This window comes from Pseudomonas sp. FW305-20 (genome assembly GCF_058788075.1).
In genome coordinates this window covers 28231-50933 of sequence record NZ_JBYTAJ010000035.1, presented here as the reverse complement: position 1 = coordinate 50933, position 22703 = coordinate 28231, and the positions used below count along the sequence as shown (strand labels likewise).

21 protein-coding genes are annotated in these 22703 nt (G+C 59.8%); 17 read left to right on the top strand and 4 right to left on the bottom strand.

From position 1 onward, the window contains the following. The first annotated feature begins 22 nt into the window (after nt 1-22). Nucleotides 23-1507, top strand: a complete 1485-nt coding sequence (locus tag AC3WP4_RS23880) for an ATP-binding protein (protein ID WP_102615184.1) — start codon at nt 23-25, stop codon at nt 1505-1507. Here AC3WP4_RS23880 and AC3WP4_RS23875 read toward each other — a convergent pair. Continuing rightward, nucleotides 1472-4276 (bottom strand): ATP-binding protein, encoded by a 2805-nt coding sequence (locus tag AC3WP4_RS23875; protein ID WP_102615183.1) that lies wholly within the window; start codon nt 4274-4276, stop codon nt 1472-1474. The genes AC3WP4_RS23880 and AC3WP4_RS23875 overlap by 36 nt on opposite strands. A 284-nt stretch (nt 4277-4560) precedes the next feature. Here AC3WP4_RS23875 and AC3WP4_RS23870 point away from each other — a divergent pair, with 284 nt between their 5' ends. Both AC3WP4_RS23870 and AC3WP4_RS23865 read left to right on the top strand, forming a co-directional pair. Next, the gene (locus AC3WP4_RS23870; RefSeq protein WP_158242635.1) at nt 4561-4716 is read left to right on the top strand and encodes a hypothetical protein; all 156 of its coding nucleotides are present in this window, start codon (nt 4561-4563) and stop codon (nt 4714-4716) included. Between the two features lie 29 nt (nt 4717-4745). Next, nucleotides 4746-5570, top strand: a complete 825-nt coding sequence (locus AC3WP4_RS23865) for an alpha/beta fold hydrolase (RefSeq protein WP_074875526.1) — start codon at nt 4746-4748, stop codon at nt 5568-5570. 199 nt (nt 5571-5769) lie between these two features. Here the strand turns inward: AC3WP4_RS23865 and AC3WP4_RS23860 are convergent, their stop codons facing one another. Then, nucleotides 5770-6219 carry a helix-turn-helix domain-containing protein gene (locus AC3WP4_RS23860; RefSeq protein WP_074875528.1) on the bottom strand — a complete coding sequence of 150 codons (450 nt, stop codon included), beginning with the start codon at nt 6217-6219 and terminating at the stop codon, nt 5770-5772. A 216-nt stretch (nt 6220-6435) separates the two neighbouring features. On the opposite strand from AC3WP4_RS23860, the gene AC3WP4_RS23855 reads away from it, so the two are divergent. The 13 genes from AC3WP4_RS23855 to AC3WP4_RS23795 all read left to right on the top strand — a co-directional run bounded on the left by AC3WP4_RS23855 (nt 6436) and on the right by AC3WP4_RS23795 (nt 18838). Further along, nucleotides 6436-7356: a LysR family transcriptional regulator gene (locus tag AC3WP4_RS23855; protein WP_102615192.1), complete on the top strand. Its 921-nt coding sequence runs from the start codon at nt 6436-6438 to the stop codon at nt 7354-7356. A 672-nt stretch (nt 7357-8028) separates the two neighbouring features. Then, nucleotides 8029-8445 carry a DoxX family protein gene (locus AC3WP4_RS23850; protein ID WP_074875530.1) on the top strand — a complete coding sequence of 139 codons (417 nt, stop codon included), beginning with the start codon at nt 8029-8031 and terminating at the stop codon, nt 8443-8445. Next, nucleotides 8438-9031 (top strand): antibiotic biosynthesis monooxygenase, encoded by a 594-nt coding sequence (locus AC3WP4_RS23845; protein WP_102615182.1) that lies wholly within the window; start codon nt 8438-8440, stop codon nt 9029-9031. The genes AC3WP4_RS23850 and AC3WP4_RS23845 overlap by 8 nt, the downstream gene beginning before the upstream one ends. Next, nucleotides 9028-10866 carry an amidohydrolase gene (locus tag AC3WP4_RS23840; RefSeq protein ID WP_102615181.1) on the top strand — a complete coding sequence of 613 codons (1839 nt, stop codon included), beginning with the start codon at nt 9028-9030 and terminating at the stop codon, nt 10864-10866. Before AC3WP4_RS23845 ends, AC3WP4_RS23840 begins: the two co-directional genes overlap by 4 nt. A gap of 69 nt (nt 10867-10935) precedes the next feature. Beyond that, nucleotides 10936-11562, top strand: coding sequence for an isochorismate family cysteine hydrolase YcaC (gene ycaC, locus AC3WP4_RS23835; RefSeq protein WP_045061273.1), 627 nt, complete (start codon nt 10936-10938; stop codon nt 11560-11562). A 97-nt stretch (nt 11563-11659) separates the two neighbouring features. Further along, complete coding sequence (locus tag AC3WP4_RS23830) at nt 11660-12556, top strand: LysR family transcriptional regulator (protein ID WP_102615180.1); 897 nt, start codon at nt 11660-11662, stop codon at nt 12554-12556. Nucleotides 12557-12611: 55 nt separating this feature from the next. Continuing rightward, nucleotides 12612-13418 (top strand): class I SAM-dependent methyltransferase, encoded by an 807-nt coding sequence (locus tag AC3WP4_RS23825; RefSeq protein ID WP_074875538.1) that lies wholly within the window; start codon nt 12612-12614, stop codon nt 13416-13418. A 69-nt stretch (nt 13419-13487) separates the two neighbouring features. Next, on the top strand, nt 13488-14156 hold the full coding sequence (locus AC3WP4_RS23820) for an ABC transporter ATP-binding protein (RefSeq protein ID WP_074875540.1): 669 nt from the start codon (nt 13488-13490) through the stop codon (nt 14154-14156). 1 nt (nt 14157) lies between these two features. Further along, the gene (locus tag AC3WP4_RS23815; protein ID WP_102615191.1) at nt 14158-16629 is read left to right on the top strand and encodes an ABC transporter permease; all 2472 of its coding nucleotides are present in this window, start codon (nt 14158-14160) and stop codon (nt 16627-16629) included. Beyond that, nucleotides 16619-17683 (top strand): lipocalin-like domain-containing protein, encoded by a 1065-nt coding sequence (locus AC3WP4_RS23810; protein ID WP_102615179.1) that lies wholly within the window; start codon nt 16619-16621, stop codon nt 17681-17683. Before AC3WP4_RS23815 ends, AC3WP4_RS23810 begins: the two co-directional genes overlap by 11 nt. Nucleotides 17684-17745: 62 nt before the next feature. Continuing rightward, nucleotides 17746-17988, top strand: a complete 243-nt coding sequence (locus AC3WP4_RS23805) for a hypothetical protein (protein ID WP_074875544.1) — start codon at nt 17746-17748, stop codon at nt 17986-17988. Nucleotides 17989-17998: 10 nt separating this feature from the next. Further along, nucleotides 17999-18166 carry a hypothetical protein gene (locus AC3WP4_RS23800; protein WP_162842855.1) on the top strand — a complete coding sequence of 56 codons (168 nt, stop codon included), beginning with the start codon at nt 17999-18001 and terminating at the stop codon, nt 18164-18166. 87 nt (nt 18167-18253) lie between these two features. Continuing rightward, the gene (locus AC3WP4_RS23795; protein ID WP_102615178.1) at nt 18254-18838 is read left to right on the top strand and encodes a hypothetical protein; all 585 of its coding nucleotides are present in this window, start codon (nt 18254-18256) and stop codon (nt 18836-18838) included. A gap of 695 nt (nt 18839-19533) precedes the next feature. On the opposite strand, the gene AC3WP4_RS23790 is transcribed toward AC3WP4_RS23795, so the two are convergent. After that, nucleotides 19534-20049: an Hcp family type VI secretion system effector gene (locus AC3WP4_RS23790; RefSeq protein WP_076030554.1), complete on the bottom strand. Its 516-nt coding sequence runs from the start codon at nt 20047-20049 to the stop codon at nt 19534-19536. A gap of 424 nt (nt 20050-20473) precedes the next feature. Between AC3WP4_RS23790 and AC3WP4_RS23785 the strand changes: the two genes are divergently transcribed. Continuing rightward, entirely contained in the window at nt 20474-21151 is a 678-nt protein-coding gene (locus AC3WP4_RS23785; RefSeq protein ID WP_074880613.1) for a type 1 glutamine amidotransferase domain-containing protein, read from the top strand. A gap of 164 nt (nt 21152-21315) precedes the next feature. Here the strand turns inward: AC3WP4_RS23785 and hglS are convergent, their stop codons facing one another. Next, nucleotides 21316-22695 carry a 2-oxoadipate dioxygenase/decarboxylase HglS gene (gene hglS, locus AC3WP4_RS23780; protein ID WP_102615176.1) on the bottom strand — a complete coding sequence of 460 codons (1380 nt, stop codon included), beginning with the start codon at nt 22693-22695 and terminating at the stop codon, nt 21316-21318. Nucleotides 22696-22703 lie beyond the last annotated feature (8 nt).

The following is a 22703-nucleotide window of genomic DNA, read 5'->3' as shown; positions in this document are numbered from 1 at the left end:
AGGTTTCAGCACGTGAATGTGCATGAACAGCCTCAGAGATTTAAACAGCGATGCGGTGCTGCGATTCGGCCCCTATGCATTCCACCTGCGGCAACGGCTGATCCTTGAAGGCGATCGACCGCTGCGCATGGGCGGTCGTGCACTGGATATCCTCCAGGTGCTGGTCGAGCGCGCCGGTAACGTGGTCAACAAGGACGAACTGATTGCCCGCGTCTGGCCGACGTCGGTGGTCGAGGAAATCAACCTGCGCGTGCACATTGCAGCCCTGCGTCGGGCGCTTGGCGACGGGCAGAATGGCCAGCGCTACATCATCAACATTCCCCAGCGCGGCTACAGTTTTATCGCCCCGGTGCACCATGCATCCGTGGGCACGGGACTCTTGATCGATACCGTGCAAAAAAATCAGCACAACCTTCCTGCGCGGCTCACGCCGGTGATCGGTCGAGATTCGCTGGTCGGCAGTCTGGTCCGGCAGTTGCCGATCCGGCGTCTCATGACGCTGGTTGGCCCCGGTGGCGTCGGCAAAACCACCGTGGCGTTGCGTGTCGCCGAACTGCTGTTGCAGCACTATGAAGAGGGTGTGTGGCTGGTTGATTTCGCGGCGATCGATGATCCCGCGCGAGTGGTCGATCATCTGATCCAGACCCTTGAACGGGCGATCGGCACGACGCTGGAGGTGCCTGCAAAGTGGCACGCATTGCTGGTGCTGGACAACTGCGAACACCTGTTGGAGCGCTGTCGAACCCTGGTCGAGGATTTGCTGACCTCGGCGCCTCGGCTGTCCATTCTGGTGACCAGCCGCGAGCCTTTACAGGCAGGAGGGGAAACGGTTCAGCGTGTACCGTCTCTGGCGGTGCCGCCCGCGTCGGCGTTGCACAGTGTCGCTGAAACCATGGGGTATTCGGCAGTGCAGCTGTTCGTCAGTCGTGCCCGAACCCGTCAACAAGGGTTTGCCTTGCGCGAACAAGACCTCAAGGCGGTCCGTGAAATCTGTCGGCGGCTCGACGGTTTGCCACTGGCTATTGAACTGGCTGCGGTGCAGATCCATGCGCTGGCGTTGGTCGGTTTGCAAGCTCAGCTGGATAACTGTCTTCAGCTGCTGACTCAAGGTCGGCGCACGGCGGTGCCCCGACATCAGACGCTCAAAGCTGCCCTGGACTGGAGCTATGAACGGCTGAGCCTGCCGGAACAAACCGTGTTGCAGCGCCTGTCGGTGTTCAAAATGTCCTTCACTCTCGATGCCGCGATTGGCGTGTGCAGTTGCGTGGAGATGAAGCCCGGTCAACTGGCGGCGCTGATGACGCGATTGGTCGCCAAATCGTTGCTCTCGATGGATCAGGTCAACGGCACGACCCGTTATCGCTTTCTCAACACCACGCGTACCTATGCTCTTGAGAAGCTCGAACACAGCGGCCACCTGCGAGTGTTTGAGAGGCGCCATTCGCATTACATCAGCCGGGCGCGCTGGGTCTCAGGCGTGCAGTTGCCCATGGATCTCGTCGAGTAATCGACGGACTTTGCTCAAGTCCGGTGTCGAAAATCCCTCGGTGAACCGATTGTAGATCGATGCCAGCAGCTCATGAGCTTGCTGATACAGGCCTCGACGCTGCCAAAGTTGCGCCAGTGAGGTGGCGCTGCGCAGTTCCCAAGCCAGGGCACCCTGATGTTTCGCCACGCTTGATGCCCTGATCAGCAGTGCCTCGGCCGCTTCGGTTTTCAGAGGACAACCCTCGGCCAGCAGTGCATCAGCCCGGGCCCGTAGAACTTCCGCCGTGCTCCAGCCGGCCGTACCGGTGTCGGCGCGTTGCACCAGGGCATCATCGACGAAACTGCCATCCAGCGTGACCATGATGTCCTTGATCAGCCCCTGGCCCGGCTGAAGCGGCAAGTGTGCCTCGGCGCGGTCGATCACCTGCGCATAGTGTCGGGCCCAGGTGTAGAACAGCAGTACCGAGTGTTTCTGTGCTTGTTCCAGCAGCAGGTGCAAGAGTTCACGAGCCGTACGGGTATCGCCGTTGTAGTGAGCGATCAGGCAACCGGCCAGCGCCAGGGTGTAGCAGATGGACGTGCCGTGGTTGATCTGGGTTGCAATGTCCAGCGCTTGCCGGGCGGTGCGCCAGGCTTGTTCCGGTTGCCCTTGCAACCAGAGGATGCGCGCCAGAATCGTCAGGGCGGCGACGCTCTGGTCGTAGTGCACGCCAAAACCGTAGGTGAAGCGGTTGAGGTGGCCACTCTGGGCCATGCGCTGAAGCACCTGCTCTGCGTTCCGCCGGGCCTGCGGCTGGTCCCCGGCAAAGTGCAACGCCAGCACCCGCAAGCGATGCATGCTGAGGGACAACACCGCATCGCCGTGCAGCCCCAGCCGATCGAATTGCCGGCTCTGTTCCAGAGCCATTTGATAGTTGGCGCAACAGAGGTTGACCGCCATGTGCCCGGACACCGCCCGCAACTGACCGGCCAAATCATCGCAATGTTCGGCCAGGATTCTGGCACTGACGAATGCCTCGATGGTTTCTTTTGTGCCGACCTGAGTGTGATAACAGGCGCTGCCAAGGGCGAGATGCAAGGCTATTTTCAGCTGTGGACAGGGATCGGACGTTGCATCGAGCAGCGCCAGCGCCCGGCCCACGTACAAGCCGTGCTCCTTGAGCAGCGACAGTTCCTGCCAAAGCGGGGTGGAAGCTGCCGTCAGGCGGATTGCCAGTGCCCGCGGTCCTTGCGCGTTAAAACACCAGTCGAGGGCCGAACGAATATCTTCCAGAGCACGGGCATATCGCTCGATCCACACGCCTGTCGGGATCAGCTCCCAGTCGTGCTGGGCCTGATTCATCACCGCCAGACAGCGCTTGGCGTGACGTTCCCGGGTATCGGGCAGTTCGGCGGCCTGGTCAAGTTTCTCCAGGGCATAGCTGCGGGTGGTGTCGAGCAATCGGTAGAACACCTCTTCGTCACCCACCTCCACGTTCAGCAGCGATTTGGCCACCAGTTGCGTGATCGAGCCAAACACTGCTTGCGGTTCGATGTGTTCGCCGACGATCACCGCCGCCGCCGATTCCAGGGTGAACCCGCCTCTGAACACACCCAGTCGGCGCAGGCAGGCTTGTTCGCAGGCATTTAGCAGCTCGAAGCTCCAGTCCAGTGTGGCGCGCAGGGTTTGGTGTCGGCCCAGCGTAGTCTGACAACCCTGGGTGAGCAGGCGAAAACTGCCTTGGAGTTGGGTCAGTAATCCGCTCAATCCGAGGCTGCTGACTTGTGTGGCCGCCAATTCGATCGCGAACGGAATACCGTCCAGACGCCGGCAGATTTCAATTGCCAGCGGTAGTTCGTTATCGGTCAGTTCGAAGCTGTCGTGGCTGGCCATCGCCCGTTCGACGAACAACTGCAGGGCGGAAAAGGTCAGGGCCTGAGCGCGGTCTGGCACGGCAATGGGGGGAGGGCAGTCCAGCGACTCCAGGTGCTGGACACATTCACCTTCGGCCCGCAGGCTCTCACGACTGGTGGCCAGAATGTGCACCTCTGGCGCGGCGCGCAGGAGGCTCTCGCTCAGCAATGCGATGGCGTCGACCAGGTGTTCGCAATTGTCGATCACCAGCAGCATCTGCCGGTCGCGCAAAAATGCGGCGAGGCCGCTCATCGGCTCAGCGTCGTGCAAAGACAGTTCGAGCAATGTCGCCAGGTGAACGGTGATCATCGACGGATCATTGATCGGCGCCAGGTCCAGCAGGCGAATGCCATCCCGGTAGCGCCCGATCAGTTGTTCGGCGACACGCAGGGCCACGGTGGTTTTGCCGATCCCGCCGGGGCCGACCAGGGTAATGAAACGCTGGCGCGACAGCTGGACCACCAGGCTATCGACGAGAGACTGGCGGCCGATCATGCGGGTTCGACGAACGGGCAGGTTGTGGCCACTCGGCGCGGGCGCTTCTCTCTCCGGAGGGTGCTCGATGTGCTCCAGAGAATATGGCGCCACAAAGCTGTACCCACGCTGCGCCACGGTGATGATGTAACGCTGGCCGGCCTGGCCGTCACCGAGGGCCTTGCGCAAGGCCGCCATGTGCACCCGCAGGTTGATGTCTTCCACCACGTTTTTCGGCCAGACCCTGGCGATCAGCGTTTGTTTGCTGACCACATTCCCGGCGTGTTCCAAAAGGATCAACAGAATGTCCATGGCGCGTCGACCCAGGCGCAGGGGCTGGTCGGCCTCCATGACCAGACGTTGTCCGGGATAGATCCGGTAGGGGCCGAAATGGATGGCTTGGTCGGGGGGAAGGCTCAACGTGTCACTCCTGCTTGCAGCCGTCTGATACGCGGCTTTCGAGCATATTCGTCAGGTTTTTACGGCAACGCAATGCGCTGGCCGGATGACGCTGCGCTGTCCGCCAGGACTGCTGGTTTCCCGCCCTTGTTCATGACTTCCGCAAATATTGGGCGAGACAGTCTTGAAGGTATCGCTGAGGCTTTTGGCGCGCCAGGGAAAATTAACAACGTTTAACTCGTCCTGCGTCCCGTCTACGCCCAAAACTCCATAGCAGGGACTAAACATGTCATGAGGACGCCGGAATGAGCAACGTGGAGGTCTATCACAGTGGCTCCCGGCACACCCGTTTCATGACCGAAGCCGTGACCCCTAACGCCCACTGCCCCCCAAAGACCGCTGTCCATCTGGGCGAACGAGTGGCGCGGCTGGCTGAACGCATGAGCCACTCAACGGTTTGATCCCCCAACACTCACTAAGGAGACAATGCATGAGCACGTTCACGACCCGAGACGGCACCGAGATTTATTACAAGGACTGGGGCACCGGTCAGCCTATTGTCTTCAGCCATGGCTGGCCGTTGAACGCCGACAGCTGGGAATCGCAGATGATCTTCCTGGCCGCCCAAGGCTACCGGGTGATCGCCCATGATCGGCGCGGTCATGGCCGCTCCAGCCAGCCGTGGAGCGGCAACGACATGGACACCTACGCCGATGATCTGGCGCAGTTGATCGAGTTGCTGGACCTCAAAGATGCCGTGCTGTTCGGCTTCTCCACCGGCGGCGGTGAAGTGGCGCGCTACATTGGTCGCCACGGTACCGAACGCGTGGCCAAGGCCGGGCTGATTTCTTCGGTGCCGCCGCTGATGCTCAAGACTGAAGCCAACCCTGGCGGCCTGCCGATCGAGGTGTTTGACGGCATTCGTCAGGCGTCCCTGGCCGACCGTTCGCAGCTCTACATCGACCTCGCCAGCGGTCCGTTCTTCGGCTTCAACAAACCGGACGCCAAGCCATCCCAGGGCATGATCGACTGGTTCTGGATGCAAGGCATGACCTCCGGCCACAAGAACGCTTATGACTGCATCAAGGCATTCTCCGAAACCGACTTCACCGAAGACCTGAAGAAGTTCGACATTCCGACGCTGGTGGTGCATGGCGATGCTGACCAGGTGGTGCCGATCGAAGCGTCGGGCATTGCGTCTGCAAAACTGGTGAAAGGATCTACGTTGAAGATCTACCCCGGCGCGCCTCATGGCTTGACTGATACCCACAAGGATCAGCTCAACGCCGATCTGCTGGCGTTTTTGAAGGACTAAGCGTTAATCCCTGGCCCCCCGATCCTGCCATGGAAGCTTTGTAGCAGCTGTCGAGCTCCGGCGAGGCTGCGTTCGGCTGCGAAGCAGTCGCAAAATGCGAGCGCGCCGCCTGCCTGAAAACACCGGGGGGCTGAGTTCACGACTGCTTCGCAGCCGAACGCAGCCTCGCCGGGGCTCGACAGCTGCTACAAGAAATGTGTTAGCGGGTTTGTTGCGCGTGAAGTTGAGCGGTGCAGGCGGGACGGTGAGCCAGGGAGCGCACGGTGCGGCAACGCCACGCAAATGGAGTGATGCCTTCATTGCGAGTGAAGATGTGGCAGAAATGTGCCTGATCGCAGAAGCCGCATTCGAGACTGATTTGCGTCAGCGTCAGGTCGGTGCTCTGGATCATTTGCTTGGCGCGGGCGATGCGCTGGTTGCGAATCCAGTCTTGAGGCGAGAGCCCGGTGCTGCACTTGAACGCGCGGGAGAAATGACTGCGTGAAAGAGCACAGGCGCGGGCCAGTTCGGTCACTTCCACGGTCTCACCAAGGCGCTCGAGAATCAGTTGCTTGACCAGGCTTTCGCGCCAAGGAGTCAGGCCGCCGGTCGTTTTCTTTCGCGTTTCAGTGGTCGTCTCGCGGGTGACGTTTTGCTGTGAGCGGGCCATGACAAATGTCCGTGTCGGTGAGCTTCATTTTTGGCCGCAGGGTTCTGGCAGGCGAGTTAAACGTTGTTAATTCCGTCGGTGTGCGGGGGTAACCAACAGCACGGACTCAGCACATTGCTGCAATTTCTGCAGATGCGAACCGTGCAAAATCGACGTTATCTGGTGGTTTTCGCCCCAGCGCCAAGTGCCTGGCTGAACACACAAGGAAATCTGCCTGTGAACCGTAACGATCTGCGCCGCGTCGACATGAACCTGTTGGTGATTTTCGAAGCGTTGATGTTTGAAAAGAACCTCACCCGTGTTGCCGAAAAACTGTTCATGGGGCAGCCAGCGGTGAGTGCGGCGCTGGGGCGGTTACGGGATCTGTTCGATGATCCGCTGCTGTTGCGCAACGGCCGCGGGATGGAGCCGACAGGGCGGGCACTGGCGATTCTCAAGGAGCTGCAGCCGGCGATGGATGTGATTTCCGGGGCAGTGAGCCGAGCTAAAGAATTCGACCCCGCTACAAGCTGCGATGTGTTTCGCATTGGGCTGTCGGACGACGCCGAATTTGGTTTGTTTCCACCCTTGTTGAGCCAGCTCCGGGAAGAGGCGCCAGGGATCATAGTGGTCGTTCGGCGGGCGAATTATCTGCTGATGCCGGCATTGCTGGCGTCTGGGGAGATTTCGGTAGGAGTGAGTTACACCACGGATCTGCCGGCCAATGCCAAACGCAAGACGTTGCGGGATATTCCGTGCAAGGTGCTGCGTAGCGACAAACGACCGGGGACGCTGTCGCTGGATGAATACTGTGAACGACCGCATGCGATGGTGTCGTTTTCGGGGGATTTGAGCGGCAACATTGATCTTGATCTCGCGAAGATCGGACGAAGTCGGCGGGTGGTGTTGGGCGTTCCGCAGTTCAGTGGATTGCGGGCATTGCTGGCCGGGACCGAGATGATCGCCACCGTGCCGGATTACGCAGCGTGTGCGTTGGTCGAGGGGTGTGCGTTGCGGGCCGAAGCCCCGCCGTTTCCGATTGAAGCGGCGCAGCTTTCGATGGCCTGGAGCGGGGTGCATGACAACGATCCGGCGGAACGGTGGTTGCGGTCACGGATCAGTGAGTTCATGTCCAGGCCTTTGCCTATTTCGGCTTGACCGTGGCGGTCTTCGGGCCGACCTGTTTATATCCTGATGTACCCAGTCCAACTGTGGGAGCGGGCTTGCTCGCGAAGGTGGCCTGATAGCCGACCTATTTCTTTGAGGTGTACATATCCATTTCTGCGGTAACGGCGGCTGGCGGTTTCGCCCTTACGGCGAGGCACTTTTTTCAAACGCCAAAAAAGTACCCAAAAAGGCTCGCCCCAAGCGTCCGGCCCCTCGCCTAGGCTCGGCGTTCCTTCGTTCCGGCATTCATCTGGGGGCATCGCCTCCGGTTGGCTTCGCTTCAACCTCCTCTCGATGTGTTCGACTTCGTCGAACGGCGCTGCGCGCCCCCCCCAGATGAACACCTCCACTCAGCCTTCCGAAGGGGCGGGTAGATCAAGATCAAAAGCTGCAGGCGAGCTAACGCTCGGCCTGTTGAGTGGTGAAGGGCGAAAGGCGTACGCCGATCTTCTGTGGGAGCGAGCCTGCTCGCGATGGCGGCCTGACAGCCGACCAATCTCTTCCTGCCGAATCCAATCTCTGTGGGATCTGCGGTGGATCGTGTCGCCGGGCTCATCCACAAAAAGAGCACACACATCCAATTTTTTCCGACCTCACACCGGCACTATCAAACCAAGTCCGGGCGCATGAACACCGGTGGTTTTTTATTTGTGCAGGTAGCCCATGAACACGTCGCGATGGGATGAACGAGCCCAGGATTTCGGGCTGTTATTTTTGCGGGTCAGCGGTGGTTTGTTTCTGCTGTGGGTGCACGGTTTGCCGAAACTGCTTAACTACAACGCTCAACTGCAAGTCATCGAAGACCCTTTCCATCTGGGTGTGAACGCCACGCTGATGCTGGCGATTTTTGCCGAGGTGTTGTGCCCGCTGCTGATCATCGCCGGGGTGCTGGTGCGTCTGGCGTGTCTGCCGATTTTGGCGGTGTTGCTGATTGCGCTGCTGGTGGTGCATGCGCAATGGAGTCTTGATGAAGGGCAGTTCGGTTGGCTGTTGTTGATTCTGTTCACCAGCGTTCTTATCGCCGGGCCGGGACGGCTGGCGCTCAATGTTCGATTCGCCGGAGCTTTGCGTTATGCCTGAATCCAATCGTTTCGAGGAAGTCGTGACCCTAGTCATCAAGCACCGGATCAAGGCGGGTTTTGAAGCGCCGTACGAAGCCTGGTTGCGCAACATTGTCAGCATTGCCGGGCAGCAGGAAGGGCACTTGGGCGTCGATGTGATCCGCGGCAAGAGCGCCGGCCTCGACCTGTACACCTGCGTGCTGCGCTTTTGCTCCACCGAATCGATGCAGCGCTGGCTCGATTCACCGCAACGGCTGGAACTGGTCAACGAAGCCGCACCGATGCTCGCTGACGGCGACCAGACCGAGGTCAATCCGGTCAACGAATTCTGGTTCGCACCGCAAGCCGACGCCGCTTCGCCACCACCGCCGCGCTGGAAGCAGGCCGTGGTGACGTTGTTGGTGATTTTGCCGCACACCTTGCTGGTGCCGCTGATCTGGGGCCCGCTGCTGCAGCTCAATACCTTCCTGTCCAATTACGTGGTCGCGACGTTCCTGATCACGCTGACCATCGTCGTGTCGGTGGTGTACCTGTTCATGCCAATGGCGACGCGGTTGTTCGCGCCTTGGCTGTCCTCTTCCACTCAGCCCAAGGAAAAGCGATGAACGCCGATCTGATTTTGTTCAATGGCCAATTTCATACGGTTGACCGTGAAAACCCACGCGCCAGCGCCGTAGCGATCAGCAATGGTCGTTTCGTCGCGGTCGGCACCGACGCCGAAGCCATGGCCCTGCGCGGTTCGGGGACGCAGATCATCGACCTCAAGGGGCGCTGTGTCATTCCCGGCCTCAACGACTCGCACTTGCACCTGATCCGCGGCGGTTTGAACTACAACCTCGAACTGCGCTGGGAAGGGGTGCCGTCGCTGGCCGATGCCCTGCGCATGCTCAAGGATCAGGCCGACCGCACGCCGACGCCGCAATGGGTGCGGGTGGTCGGTGGCTGGAACGAATTCCAGTTCGCTGAAAAGTGCATGCCGACCCTCGAAGAACTCAATCAGGCCGCGCCGGATACACCGGTATTTGTCCTGCATCTGTACGACCGCGCCTTGCTCAACCGTGCCGCGTTGCGCGTGGCCGGTTACACCCGCAACACGCCGAACCCGCCGGGTGGCGAGATTGTGCGCGATGCCAACGGTGAGCCGACCGGCATGCTGGTCGCCCGTCCTAACGCGATGATTCTGTACTCGACGCTGGCGAAGGGGCCAAAGTTGCCGCTGGAATATCAGGTCAACTCGACCCGCCAATTCATGCGCGAGCTCAACCGTCTCGGCCTGACCAGCGCCATCGATGCCGGTGGCGGTTTCCAGAATTATCCGGACGATTATCAGGTGATCGAGCAGTTGGCCAAGGACCAGCAGCTCACAGTGCGGATCGCCTACAACCTGTTCACCCAGAAGCCGAAAGAAGAACTGACTGACTTCAAGAACTGGACCAGCAGCGTGACCCTGCATCAAGGCGACGATTACCTGCGGCACAACGGCGCCGGGGAAATGCTGGTGTTTTCAGCGGCGGATTTCGAGGACTTCCTCGAGCCGCGTCCGGACCTTCCACAAACAATGGAAGACGAGCTGGAACCGGTGGTGCGCCACTTGGTCGAGCAACGCTGGCCGTTCCGTTTGCACGCCACATACAACGAATCCATCAGCCGCATGCTCGACGTGTTCGAAAAGGTTAACCGCGACATTCCGTTCAACGGTTTGCCATGGTTTTTCGACCATGCCGAAACCATTACGCCGCAGAACATTGAGCGGGTGAGGGCGCTGGGTGGCGGTATCGCGATTCAGGATCGTATGGCGTTCCAAGGCGAATATTTCGTCGAGCGTTACGGCGCCAAAGCCGCCGAAGCGACCCCGCCGATCAAACGCATGCTGGCCGAAGGTGTACCGGTCGGCGCCGGCACCGATGCCACGCGAGTCTCCAGCTACAACCCCTGGACTTCGCTGTACTGGATGGTCAGCGGCCGCACGGTCGGTGGCCTGGAACTGCATGCCGAGGGCTTGTCTCGTCAAACGGCGCTGGAGCTATTCACCCACGGCAGCGCCTCGTTTTCTTCCGAGCAGGGCAAGAAAGGCATGATCAAGGTCGGCCAACTGGCTGACATCGCGGCCCTGAGCGCGGATTTTTTCAGCGTCGACGAAGAAGCGATCAAGTGGATCGAGTCGGTGTTGACCGTGGTCGGCGGCAAGGTGGTGTACGCCGCCGGTGATTTTGAAAAACTCGGGCCGGCCAGCGTACCGGTGCTGCCGGACTGGTCGCCGGTGGTGAATGTACCGGGGCACTGGCGTCCGACCTCGCCATTGCAGGCGCAGGTGCACCATTGCAGCGGGCCGTGCGGCGTGCATTCCCATAGCCATGAAAAGGCGCGCTTGTCGAATGCGCCGGTCAGCGATTTCGCGGGTTTCTGGGGCGCGTTTGGCTGCTCGTGCTTCGCGTTCTGACGATCACAAAAAAGCGCCGGCCCTGCACGTCGGCGTTGTATGTCACACCCATCCATCGAGGAGTTTCACATGAGCAACGTTCCGTACAAACGCCTGAACAAAGATGACGCCGTTGTGCTGTTGGTCGACCACCAGACGGGCCTGATCTCGCTGGTTCAGGATTTCTCGCCGAACGAATTCAAGAACAACGTGCTGGCCCTGGGCGATGTGGCCAAGTTCTTCAAGCTGCCGACCATCCTGACCACCAGCTTCGAAAACGGTCCGAACGGCCCGATGGTTCCCGAGTTGAAAGAGCAGTTCCCGGACGCACCGTACATCCCGCGTCCAGGCCAGATCAACGCCTGGGACAACGAAGATTTTGTCAAAGCCGTTAAAGCCACTGGCCGCAAGCAACTGATCATCGCCGGCGTCGTCACCGACGTTTGCGTGACGTTCCCAACGCTGTCGGCGTTGGCGGAAGGGTTTGAAGTGTTCGTCGTGACGGACGCCTCGGGCACCTTCAACGAAACCGTGCAACAAGCGGCCTGGGCACGTATGGCGGCGGCCGGTGCTCAACTGGTGAACTGGTTCTCGGTGGCCTGCGAGCTGCAGGGCGACTGGCGCAACGACATGGAAGGCCTGGCCAACCTGCTGTCGCCGCGCATTCCGAACTACCGCAATTTGATGAACAGCTACTCGGTGCTGTCTTCGAAGTAAGTCCCGCCACAATGAAAGATGCCCGCCAATGTGCGGGCATTTTCGTCTGAGACAAAAAGCGGCTATATAGTGTCTGACTGTCAATCAGAGCGTGACAATGAACCCGTTCGAAGATATGCGTATTTTTTGCCAGGTCATGGACTCCGGCAGCTTTACTGCGGCGGCCGATCAATTGGGCCTGTCCAAGCAGTTCGTCAGCCGGCGGTTGATGCAGCTCGAAGAGCGTCTGGGTGTGCGGCTACTCAATCGCTCCACGCGGCGACTGGACGTGACGCCACTGGGGCAGAGTTATTACGAGTCAGCCTTGCGTCTGCTGGGCGAAGTCGAGCAAGTAGAGCAGGGCATCGCCGGCCAGACCACTGAGCCCCGCGGCACGATCCGTATCAGCGCGCCATTGTCGTTTGCGGTGGCGCATTTGGGCTGTTTGCTGCCGGTGTTTTTGCAGCGTTATCGCGACGTCACGGTAGAGGTCGACCTCAGTGATCGATCGGTGGATTTGCTCAGTGAGGGTTATGACCTGGCGCTGCGAATCGGCATTCTGGAGGATTCGACGCTGATCGCCCGACGCATCGCCTCCATCCAGCGGGTGTACTGCGCCAGCCCGGCTTACCTGGCCGAGCGCGGCACACCGCTCAAACCCGAAGACTTGCACGCACATGACTGCCTGCCTTACGGCCATGGTCGTCAGGTGCAATGGCGTTTCGAAGGGCAGGGCAAGCCGTTGGTGGTCAATGTCACCGGGCGGATGCGGGTGAACAATGGTGAATTGCTCAGGGATGCGGCGATTGCCGGTATGGGGATTACGTACTTGCCGACCTTCATTGTGGGTTCGGCGTTGAAGGACGGCAGGCTGGTGCCGGTGTTGGACGCATTTCGTTGCGCGCCGCTGACGTTGTCGGCGGTCTATCCGCAGCACCGTCAAGCATCGCGACCGGTGCAGGTGTTGATCGAGTTCTTGCGTGAAAGGCTGGATCAGGCTGAGGGTGGGTTGTAGAGCGGTTATAGTGTCAGCACGCAATTAATGAATTCCCCCCAGTCTGGAGCGCGCAATGGAAATGCCGACAAAAGAAAAAGCCATCGCCAGCAACCGCGATGCCTGGAATGACTCAGCCCGACACCACAAGGACACCCCCGAATGGCAGGCCCGTTTGACGGCGGTCAGCCACCGGGATTTTTGCTGCATGGACGACACCCTCCGAGGGTTACTGGAACAGGTCGGTGTTGACGGTAAAGATGTGGTGCAACTGGGCTGCAACAATGGCCGCGAAAGCTTGTCGTTGTTTGCGCTGGGTGCCCGCAGCGTCACAGGCGTCGACCAGTCTGAGGCATTCCTCGATCAGGCGCGGGAACTGGCGTCACGCTCGCCCCATGCGCCTGAGTTCATCGAGGCAGACATCCATCACTTGCCGACAGAACTTCATGGCCGTTTCGACGTGGCCCTGATCACCATCGGCGTGTTGAACTGGATGCCGGACATCGGCGAGTTTTTTCGCCATGTCGCCCAAACCCTCAAGCCTGGCGGCAGTCTGGTGGTGTACGAAACCCACCCGTTCCTCGAAATGTTCGACCCTGAGTCCATCGATCCGTATCGACCGGACAGCTCGTACTTTCGCAGCGAACCTTTCGTGCAGGACCAGCCGATCGTCTACGAAGGCAAAGTCGATCAACAGGCCGCGATGTCCTACTGGTTCGTCCACACCTTGGGCGCGATCTTCACCGGCGCCATTGAGGCGGGATTGCAGATCAGTCACTTCAAGGAGTACCCGCATTCCAACCGCGAGGAACTCTATGATCGGTATGAGCAGCAGACGGCGCAGCTGCCGTTGTGTTTTACGTGGGTGGCCGTGAAGCGATAGGTTTCAGGCATTTCGCGGTGCCGCTGCCGTCCGCTATCCTTGCTCCACGCACATCGAACGGTTTCCCCCATGCTTTCGGTCCAAGGCGTCTTCAAAAGCTACGCCACTCCCCAGGGCCCGCTGCCGGTTCTGCAAGGTGTCGACCTCACCTTGAAACCCGGCAGTAGCCTGGCGTTGATGGGGGAGTCGGGCAGTGGCAAGAGCACTTTGCTGCACCTGATTGCCGGGCTGGACAAGGTCGATCGCGGCAGCATCCGCAGCGGCGAGCATCGGCTGGAGCAGATGAGCGAAGGGCAACTGGCGAACTGGCGGCGGACCGAAATCGGCCTGGTGTTTCAGCAGTTCAACCTGATCGGCAGTTTGCGCGTGGAGGACAATCTGGCCTTCCAGGCGCGATTGGCGGGACGCCATGATCCGCGCTGGCAGGCGCATCTGGTGCAACGCCTGGGCTTGGCTGATTTGCTGCGGCGTTATCCGGAACAGTTGTCCGGCGGCCAGCAGCAACGGGTCGCGCTGGGCCGGGCCCTGGCGTCGCAGCCAAAACTGCTGCTGGCCGACGAACCCACTGGCAGCCTCGATGAAACCACCAGCGATGAGGTTTTGAAGTTGTTGCTGGAGTTGCTCGACGATAGCCCCACCACTTTGTTGATGGTCACCCACAGCCCGCGGGTCGCGGCGCGGCTGGCGGAAAAAGTGGTGCTCCACGGTGGTCGTCTGGCTGGCGCGGACGAGCGCTGAGGTGCCGGTCTTTCGCGAGACGCTACGGGCGCTGCTCAGTCATTGGCGGCAACACCCGGTGCAGTTTTTCAGTGTGCTGACCGGGCTCTGGCTCGCCACCAGCCTGCTGACCGGCGTGCAGGCGCTGAACAGTCAGGCGCGGGAAAGCTATGCCCGGGCCAGTCAGCTGATCGGCGGTGAACCCCAGGCCAGCCTCAGTGCGCCCAGTGGCGCGACTTTTTCTCAGCAAGTGTTTGTCGACCTGCGTCGTTTGGGCTGGCCGGTGTCGCCGGTCCTGCAAGGTCGGATGACGCTCAAGGAGCATGACGACCAGCGCTTGCAGTTGATGGGCATCGAGCCAGTGTCGCTGCCCGCCGGTTCCTCGGTGGCGGGGCAGGCGTTGCCGATCGAGCAGGTTGTCGAGTTTTTCAGCCCGCCGGGCAGCACCTGGGTTTCGCCGCAGACGTTGCAGGCACTGGGTTTGCACGAGGGTGATCGCCCGGAGAGTTTGAGTGGTCAGGCCTTGCCGCCGCTGCGTGCCCAGCCTGATATGGCCCCGGGTGTGTTGCTGGTGGACATCGGCTTCGCCCAGCAGATTCTCGGCCTGCCGGATCAGCTGTCACGCCTGCTGCTGCCGAAGGATTTCACCGCGCCGCTGCCTGAGCAATTCAAGGGTCAATTGCAGCTCAAGACCAGTGGCGAAGAGAACAATTTGGCGCGCCTGACCGAAAGCTTTCACCTTAACCTCGATGCGCTGGGTTTTCTGTCATTCGTGGTCGGTCTGTTCATCGTCCACGCCGCGATCGGCCTGGCGCTGGAACAACGCCGTGGTTTGCTCCGAACCCTGCGTGCCTGCGGTGTCAGTGCACGGATGCTGATTGCCTGTCTGGCGGTTGAACTGGGCGGTCTGGCGTTGATCGGAGGACTGGTCGGGGTCGCCAGCGGCTACCTGCTGGCCAGCGTGCTGTTGCCGGATGTCGCCGCGAGTTTGCGCGGTTTGTACGGCGCCGAAGTGGCGGGGCAGTTGAGCCTCAGTCCGTGGTGGTGGCTCAGCGGCGTCGGCCTGAGTCTGTTGGGCGCGTTGTTGGCGGGGGCCAACAGTTTGTTGCGGGCCGCACGCCTGCCGTTGCTGGCCCTGGCCGACCCGCAAGCCTGGCATCAGGCTCACGCACGCTGGTTGCGACGTCAGGGTTGGGTTGCCGTGATCGCCGCGGTGATTGCAGTGCTGGCGTTGATCTTTGGCGACAGCCTGGGCAGTGGCTTCGTGCTGATGGCGGCACTGCTGATCGGTGCTGCGCTGGCGTTGCCGGTGGTGCTCAATTGGGTGTTGAACCGGGTGCTGCATCGCAGTCGCTCGGTGCTCGGCCAATGGTTTCTCGCCGACTGCCGCCAGCAACTGCCGGCCCTGAGCCTGGCGCTGATGGCGCTGTTGCTGGCACTGGCGGCGAACATTGGAGCGGGCAGCATGACCGCCGGTTTTCGTGAGACTTTCAGCAATTGGCTCGAACAACGCCTGACCGCCGAACTGTACGTCAATCCGCGCAATCCGGCCCAGGCCACAGAGTTGCAAACCTGGCTCAAGCAGCAACCCGCACTCACGGCCGTGCTGCCCAACTGGCAAGTGTCGATCCAGTTGCAAGGCTGGCCGGCGGACGTCTTCGGCGTGATCGATCACCCGACCTATCGCCAGCATTGGCCGCTGCTGGAAGCCTTGGGCGACAACCCTTGGGACCGACTGGCCAAGGACGACGCACTGATGCTCAGCGAGCAACTGGCCCGCCGGCTGAAGGTGCGCCTTGGCGATCATTTGACGATTCCCACACCAAACGGCACCTGGTCGCCACGGATCGTCGGCATCTACGCCGATTACGGCAATCCCAAAGGCCATATTCTGGTCAACGTCGACCATCTGCTGCGCGGCTGGCCGCAGTTGACCCCGAACCGTTTCAACTTGCGCATCGACCCGACGTTGATCCCTGATTTCCTGACCGCGCTGCAAACCCACTTCACGCTGGAGGACAGCCGCATCGTCGACCAGGCCCGGCTCAAGGGCTGGTCCACGCAAGTGTTCGAACGCACCTTTGCCGCGACTGCCGCACTCAACAGCCTGACTCTCTGTGTGGCGGGCGTGGCGCTGTTCATCAGCCTATTGACGCAAAGCCAGAGCCGCCTCGGGCAACTCGCGCCCCTGTGGGCGCTCGGCGTGACTCGCCAGCAATTGATGCTGCTCAATCTGGGACAGACCTGGTTGTTGGCGGTGCTGACGCTGGTGCTGGCATTGCCGTTGGGAATCGCATTGGCGTGGTGCCTGGACACGGTGATCAACGTCCAGGCCTTTGGCTGGCGCTTGCCGCTGCGGGTGTTTCCGCTGCAGCTGTTGCAGTTGATGGGATTGGCGCTGTTGGCGACTTTGCTGGCGTCGGCGTGGCCGCTGTATTCGTTGTACCGCACGCAACCGGCGGATCTGCTGAGGACGTTCGCTCGTGAAGATTAAGGTCGGTGTGTTGCTGTTGGCGTTGTTGAGCGGCTGCGATGACTCGGCGCCTGTCGAGAAAGGTTTCGCCGGTCTCGGCAAGCAAGCGGCAGCATTCACCCCGGTGGTACCCGGTCGGGAGTTCAGCTTTCCGGAGGATCACGGTCCCCATGACGGTTTTCGCATCGAATGGTGGTACGTCACCGCCAACCTCAAGGACGATCAGGGGCGCGAGTTCGGCGCGCAATGGACGCTGTTTCGCAGCGCCTTGAAAGCAACGCCCGAGGTCGCTGGCTGGGGCAATCAAATTATCTGGCTTGGCCATGCGGCCGTGACGTCGGCGACGGTGCATCACGCCGCCGAACGTTACGCCCGTGGTGGCGTTGGTCAGGCGGGTGTGAGTCTCGCGCCGTTCAACGCGTGGATCGATGATTGGCGTTTCAGCAGTCAGGCTTCCGACCCTATGACGGATCTTCAACTCAGCGCCCGGGACAAGCATTTTGGCTATCAACTGCGGTTGACTTCCACGGGGCCCTTGGTGCTTCAGGGCGACAAAGGCTTTAGTCAGAAGTCCGAACAAGGGCAAGCGTCGTACTACTACAGCCAGCCGTTTTTCCAGGCCAGCGGCACGCTGGAAATCGACGATAAAACCTATCGAGTCAGTGGCCCGGCCTGGCTCGACCGGGAATGGAGCAGCCAGCCCCTGACCGCCAACCAGATAGGCTGGGACTGGTTTTCCCTGCACCTGGACAGCGGCGAACAAGTCATGCTCTACCGCATGCGGCACAAGGACGGCGCGCCTTACCTCACCGGCACCTGGATCGACGCTCAGGGCCAGACGCAGCTACTGCATGCCGCCGATATCAGCCTCACACCGCAAGACACTGCCAAGGTTGCCGGACGTTCGATGCCGGTGCGCTGGTCGATCAAAATCCCCGACAAACATCTCGACATCACGATCAGCGCACTCAATCCCAATGCGTGGATGGCTTTGCGCATTCCCTATTGGGAAGGTCCGGTGCAATTGAGCGGCAGCCATGGTGGGCAGGGATATCTGGAAATGACCGGGTATTGAGTCGGAACTCTCGGTAGAGCGCTAGCCTCCTAATTCTAGAAGCCCGTTCACAGGAGACCGCCATGAGCGAAGACCTGAAACCGCCAGACCTTGATTCGTGGCAGCGTCTGTTCGAGGACAAGGCCTACTGGCAACAATCCCCTGACGCCCATTACGTCGAACTGCTGCGGGTAGCAGACGACTTGCTGGGGCAGGGCGCCATTGACCTGGAACAATGGCAAGACTTGAAGGCCAAGGCGGATCAATCCCATAAAGATTCGCCTGCCGTGAATGTTGCCCATGAGGTTGACGATCCCGAAGCCTGAGGAGACCCCCATGAAACCGACGACCCCCACTGAGCACCCTGACGAACCGCGGCCACCGGGTGAAGTCGAGCGCGATAACGACGCCCTGCGCCCGACCGATCCGACCCGGCGCAAGGAAAGCGGCAAGGGCACAGAGAGCGGCGAATCCACCGCACAAGAAACTGCGAACACTCCCTGATCAGCGTCTATGCTCATCTGCACAAAGGGCGCCGGACGGTGGTCCAGCGCTCTTTGCTGCCTCCAATTCACAGGGAATGCATCGCTTATGAAACTTCATGCACTGACTAAAGCCATCACCCTCGCTACCTTGTTGTCTGCCGCCAGCCTTAGCGCCATGGCTGCGGACATTCCGCTGTCTGCCGTCGTGGTTGCCGATCAGGTCGTCACCAAAGTCGTCTCGGTCGATGCTGCCAAACATCAGGTGGTTCTGGAGGGGCCGGAAGGTCGTCAGGTCCATGTGCAATTGACCGACAAGGCCAAAAACCTCGGCAACCTGAAAGTCGGCGACCAAGTGGATGTCAAGGTGACTAGCGCTGTCGCCGCCTACCTCGACACCGATATCGACAAAGGCCTGCCAGGCACCGTCGAACGCGCGGGTGAAGTCCGTGCAGCCCCCGGCAGCGACAACCCGGGCGGCGAAGCCTACCGTCAGGTGCAGGTCCAACTGAAAATTTCCAAAATCGATGTGAAGAAAAACCAGGTAACCTTCGAAACCCCCGCTGGCGAGTCCAAGACTGTCGACATTGTAAGACCCGAAGTTCAAGCGAAATTGAAAGATCTGAAAGTTGGGCAGAGTGTCGTTGTGACCTATACCGACATATTGGAAGTGACCAGCAAGCACGAAAGTTGAGTATTAACTCTATATATCGATTGTTCTTGTACAACTTTTCTGTATAAGAACAATCAATTTTGATGGTCTAACTGGTGAGTTCTGATGATCGGTAAAAATAATATTTGGACCGACATTTAATCGAAAGTTGTTTCGATAAATTTCATGTTCATATACGCGGACATATTCGATAACTTCCATTAAAATACTTCCCGTTCGCCCAGTGTCAGGGCTCTTTACCGGTGCATGGATTGCCAGGCCATTACACTGGGCGAACACCTTATCGAGGTTCGATACACTTCCCCCGCAAGCAATACGCTGTTTCGCTGAACTCCCCCCGATTGCCATTTCGCTTTCTCAATCACACCACCAAACTCATCGCAAACGCGGTATGCAAAGGTCTGTGGTGGTTAAGTACGAGGTTGAGAAAAGTTTGCTGACTAGAAATACATGAAACGGGCAATCATTAGATCGTCCGTTTTTTTTTTTGGCGCCGGGTGGAAAATTTTTCATGGTGAAGCGCTTGAATCAATAGAACCGCAATGCGGCATTTGCATGCCGTGATGATATTCGGTCTGTCAAAACTGCTCGCTGAGGTTGCTGCGCCACTATTGACGGTTCAGTTCCGTCTCCGGATCAACAAAGTGAAAACTCTGGAAGGGCACAAATAACATCGACCAGCAGAGCTGGCCGATGCTTGAGACGGTCAGCCTGAGTCAGACGACCGGTTGACGCCAGTCATCGGAACCCGAAGTACCGGATACTTCGTGGGTCCAGGTGATTTTGCGGTAGGTGAATTGCACTTCTTCCAGGTGCGTGAAGTGCGAGTTCGACGGATCCTGGCAGTTGTGCATTTTGTTGTTGATGGCGACGATGATCGCGTCTTCCAGTTTGGTGGTGTAGTAGTGCTCTTGGGTACCTTGAGCCGAAGTGCGGTACCACTGGATAACGATTTCGCTCATGCGCTCGCCGGAGGTCAGAGCGGCTTGCAGCAGTGGCGAAGCCTTGTCGTAGACCTTGGTGATCACGACTGGCTTGTGAACGCGCTGACCGGTCGGTTGGCCGGACTGTGGGTCACGCGGGATGATCACGTCGTGGCTGAAAGCCTGAACCATGACCTGGTCTTCGTGACCTTCCTGGTAGGTATTGCCAACCGAGTCGGCAGTAAATGCGCCGGCAGTGATCAGACCTTGTTTCTCGCCAGTGACGGACATGTACGCGGGTGTAGCCATGGATGTGCTCCTTGCTAATGTTAAGGGTGCCCGGGAGGCAGTATCGCCCCGGTGGGTGCCTGACTGTTATCAAGGTCCGTGCCATAAACGGTTAGTGCTATATAAATCAGCAGGTTGAGAGTTTTTTTAGACCGTTTGAAGCATGTTCGGCAGCGATCGCCTGTGAATGTGCGCAAGAAGTTGCGCAGTGCTGGGCAACTTCTTGCGCACTTGGCTGGAGCGCCTGCCAGGCCGGGCGATCAGCGGTCCCGAATTGGTTTTCTTTGCGTTGAGTGCGCAACTTCTTGCGCATCAAAGCGGTTGGCCATCATTCGCTGCCTTATCAGGAAGAACCGCTAGGGTGACAGGTGCAACGAATGTGGCGGCCTGGAGGTCAAACTCAGCGCCGAGATCAATGAACATCTGCGAACTCAAGGAGCACGACATGAAAATCCTGATGGTTCTAACGTCACACGATCAATTGGGTGACACGGGTAAGAAAACCGGCTTTTGGCTGGAGGAATTCGCCGCACCGTATTTCGCCTTCAAGGACGCCGGCGCTCAGTTGACCCTGGCCTCGCCCAAAGGGGGGCAACCACCGCTGGACCCAAAAAGCAACGAGCCGGACGCGCAAACCGCAGCCACCGAGCGCTTTCGCAAAGACCCCGCCGCCCAGTCCGCATTGGCGTCTACCGCTCTGCTGAGCAGCGTGAGAGCTGAAGATTACGATGCGATTTTCTACCCGGGCGGCCATGGCCCGCTGTGGGATCTGGCCGAAGACAAAATTTCGATTGCTCTGATCGAGGCGTTTTACCAGGCGGGCAAGCCGGTTGCGGCCGTCTGCCACGCCCCCGGTGTGTTTCGTCACGTCAAAGACGCGGATGGCCAGCCGCTGGTCAAAGGCAAGCGTGTGACGGGTTTTACCAATTCTGAAGAGGAGGCTGTGCAACTGACGAAGGTTGTGCCGTTTTTGGTGGAGGACATGCTTAAGGAGAAGGGTGGTGTCTATTCCAAAGGTGCTGACTGGGCCAGTTATGTGCTCACCGATGGTTTGCTGATTACCGGTCAGAATCCGGCGTCGTCCGAGGCTGCCGCCGAGGCGTTGTTGGCGAAGCTGGCTTAATCCCCGGACGGCTAAAATATTGGCCGGACACTTTCATGTGGCGAGGGAGCTTGCTCCCGCTGGGCTGCGTAGCGGCCCCGCTTTCTGCGAACGATTGCAGATTTTTGTGAGTGCTGCGCACTCAAGCGGGAGCAAGCTGCCTCGCCACAAGGTCAAGCCAGACTCTACAATCCCATTGCCTCGCGGCATTCCTCGATCGAGCGTCGTTGCGTCTCGGCATACAACGCCAATTCATCAATTGTCGATCGCCCCAGCGCCATCTCGAACACCTGCCGGTTCGATTGCACGCCATAGTGGGTTTGCGCGGCATCTCCCAGGTTCGACTGAAAAATCCCCGCAGCGCTGACTGGCAGGAAATCTTCGTACACCAACGACTCAACCCGCAGATAGCCGCCGCTGAGCAGATCCTCCAGCGACCACGATTTCAATTCATCCGCCCCCAACCCTTTTTCCGTGAGGAAGTAGCGAAAGTACGCCAGTTCCTCTCGGCGCATGCCCTCAAGGGTGTCAGGGAACTGCGCAAAGTGCTGCGCCATCAGCGCGTTGTAACGTGCGGCATTGGCCTCATTGGGGAAGTCTTTCAGTTCATCACGGGCAGCGTTGAGCAATCGGTCGTAAAGCGCCCGGCCTTTGGGGGTGAGCGCCGCGCCGCGTTGTTCGATCTCGCCGAAACGGGCGCTGTGGCTGCCGTGAGTCCGGGTCTGATCGGTGAAGGCGACAGGCTCGTCCAGGGCTTTGAAACTGGTCTGGCGCAGCAGGATCGGGCACTGACGGCGGGGTGGGCCTTCGATCACCGCTTTGGGGGTGATGCCGTGAACAGGCATTTGCGCCTGGACGATGTCGATGTCCAGGGTGCGCGGCGTCAGGTGGTTGATATGCGGGCCGGTGAACGCTACCACGTCGGCGACCAGGCGATGCTGGGCGCAGAGCTTGCGGTACTGCTCGGCGGTCACGGTGGCGGTGTGGTGCCAGCGGAACGTTTCCAGTGCCTGTTCGACGAAGTCCCGGGCTTCCTGTTCCGTAAGACCGCCCTGGGTTTCGGCGCGGTCGATGAGGCTTAGCGCGGTGGGCGTGAAGATCGAACGTTTATCCAGCACTGACTGGGCGAATGCTCGCAGTTCCAGGTCTTCGATCAGTTCCAGGCGCAGCAGGGAAGTGAATACCCGGAACGGGCTGACCTGCAACGCCGCCTCATGCACCGCGCGAAAAGCCGTGGAGTGGACCGGTACGCCGGCCGGGGTCAGGTCGTAATAACCCACCGGTTGCATGCCCATCACCGCAAACAGCCGGGCGAGGGTCGCCAGTTCATCAGCGGTGCCGACACGGATCGCGCCATGCCGCTCCAGGTCCAGGCGCTGGATTTCACCGGTGCTGTGCAACTGTCGGGCGATGTGCGGATCGCTGTCCAGCACGTGACGGTTGGTCTGTTCCACCAGTTCCATCAGCGCGCCGTACAGCGGCACTTCTTCGCGGTACATGTCGGACATCGCTTTGGAAAAGCGTTGGCGGATCAGGTCAGGGCTGATGAAGTTCGGATGACTCATGAAAGAAT

What these genes read in the sequence shown, in the direction of transcription:
- AC3WP4_RS23880 (WP_102615184.1), top strand. Translation starts at nt 23, where the DNA reads ATGAACAGCCTCAGAGATTTAAACAGCGATGCGGTGCTGCGATTCGGC.
- AC3WP4_RS23870 (WP_158242635.1), top strand. Translation starts at nt 4,561, where the DNA reads ATGAGCAACGTGGAGGTCTATCACAGTGGCTCCCGGCACACCCGTTTC.
- AC3WP4_RS23865 (WP_074875526.1), top strand. Translation starts at nt 4,746, where the DNA reads ATGAGCACGTTCACGACCCGAGACGGCACCGAGATTTATTACAAGGAC.
- AC3WP4_RS23860 (WP_074875528.1), bottom strand. Translation starts at nt 6,219, where the DNA reads ATGGCCCGCTCACAGCAAAACGTCACCCGCGAGACGACCACTGAAACG.
- AC3WP4_RS23850 (WP_074875530.1), top strand. Translation starts at nt 8,029, where the DNA reads ATGAACACGTCGCGATGGGATGAACGAGCCCAGGATTTCGGGCTGTTA.
- AC3WP4_RS23845 (WP_102615182.1), top strand. Translation starts at nt 8,438, where the DNA reads ATGCCTGAATCCAATCGTTTCGAGGAAGTCGTGACCCTAGTCATCAAG.
- AC3WP4_RS23840 (WP_102615181.1), top strand. Translation starts at nt 9,028, where the DNA reads ATGAACGCCGATCTGATTTTGTTCAATGGCCAATTTCATACGGTTGAC.
- ycaC (WP_045061273.1), top strand. Translation starts at nt 10,936, where the DNA reads ATGAGCAACGTTCCGTACAAACGCCTGAACAAAGATGACGCCGTTGTG.
- AC3WP4_RS23830 (WP_102615180.1), top strand. Translation starts at nt 11,660, where the DNA reads ATGAACCCGTTCGAAGATATGCGTATTTTTTGCCAGGTCATGGACTCC.
- AC3WP4_RS23825 (WP_074875538.1), top strand. Translation starts at nt 12,612, where the DNA reads ATGGAAATGCCGACAAAAGAAAAAGCCATCGCCAGCAACCGCGATGCC.
- AC3WP4_RS23820 (WP_074875540.1), top strand. Translation starts at nt 13,488, where the DNA reads ATGCTTTCGGTCCAAGGCGTCTTCAAAAGCTACGCCACTCCCCAGGGC.
- AC3WP4_RS23805 (WP_074875544.1), top strand. Translation starts at nt 17,746, where the DNA reads ATGAGCGAAGACCTGAAACCGCCAGACCTTGATTCGTGGCAGCGTCTG.
- AC3WP4_RS23800 (WP_162842855.1), top strand. Translation starts at nt 17,999, where the DNA reads ATGAAACCGACGACCCCCACTGAGCACCCTGACGAACCGCGGCCACCG.
- AC3WP4_RS23795 (WP_102615178.1), top strand. Translation starts at nt 18,254, where the DNA reads ATGAAACTTCATGCACTGACTAAAGCCATCACCCTCGCTACCTTGTTG.
- AC3WP4_RS23790 (WP_076030554.1), bottom strand. Translation starts at nt 20,049, where the DNA reads ATGGCTACACCCGCGTACATGTCCGTCACTGGCGAGAAACAAGGTCTG.
- AC3WP4_RS23785 (WP_074880613.1), top strand. Translation starts at nt 20,474, where the DNA reads ATGAAAATCCTGATGGTTCTAACGTCACACGATCAATTGGGTGACACG.
- hglS (WP_102615176.1), bottom strand. Translation starts at nt 22,695, where the DNA reads ATGAGTCATCCGAACTTCATCAGCCCTGACCTGATCCGCCAACGCTTT.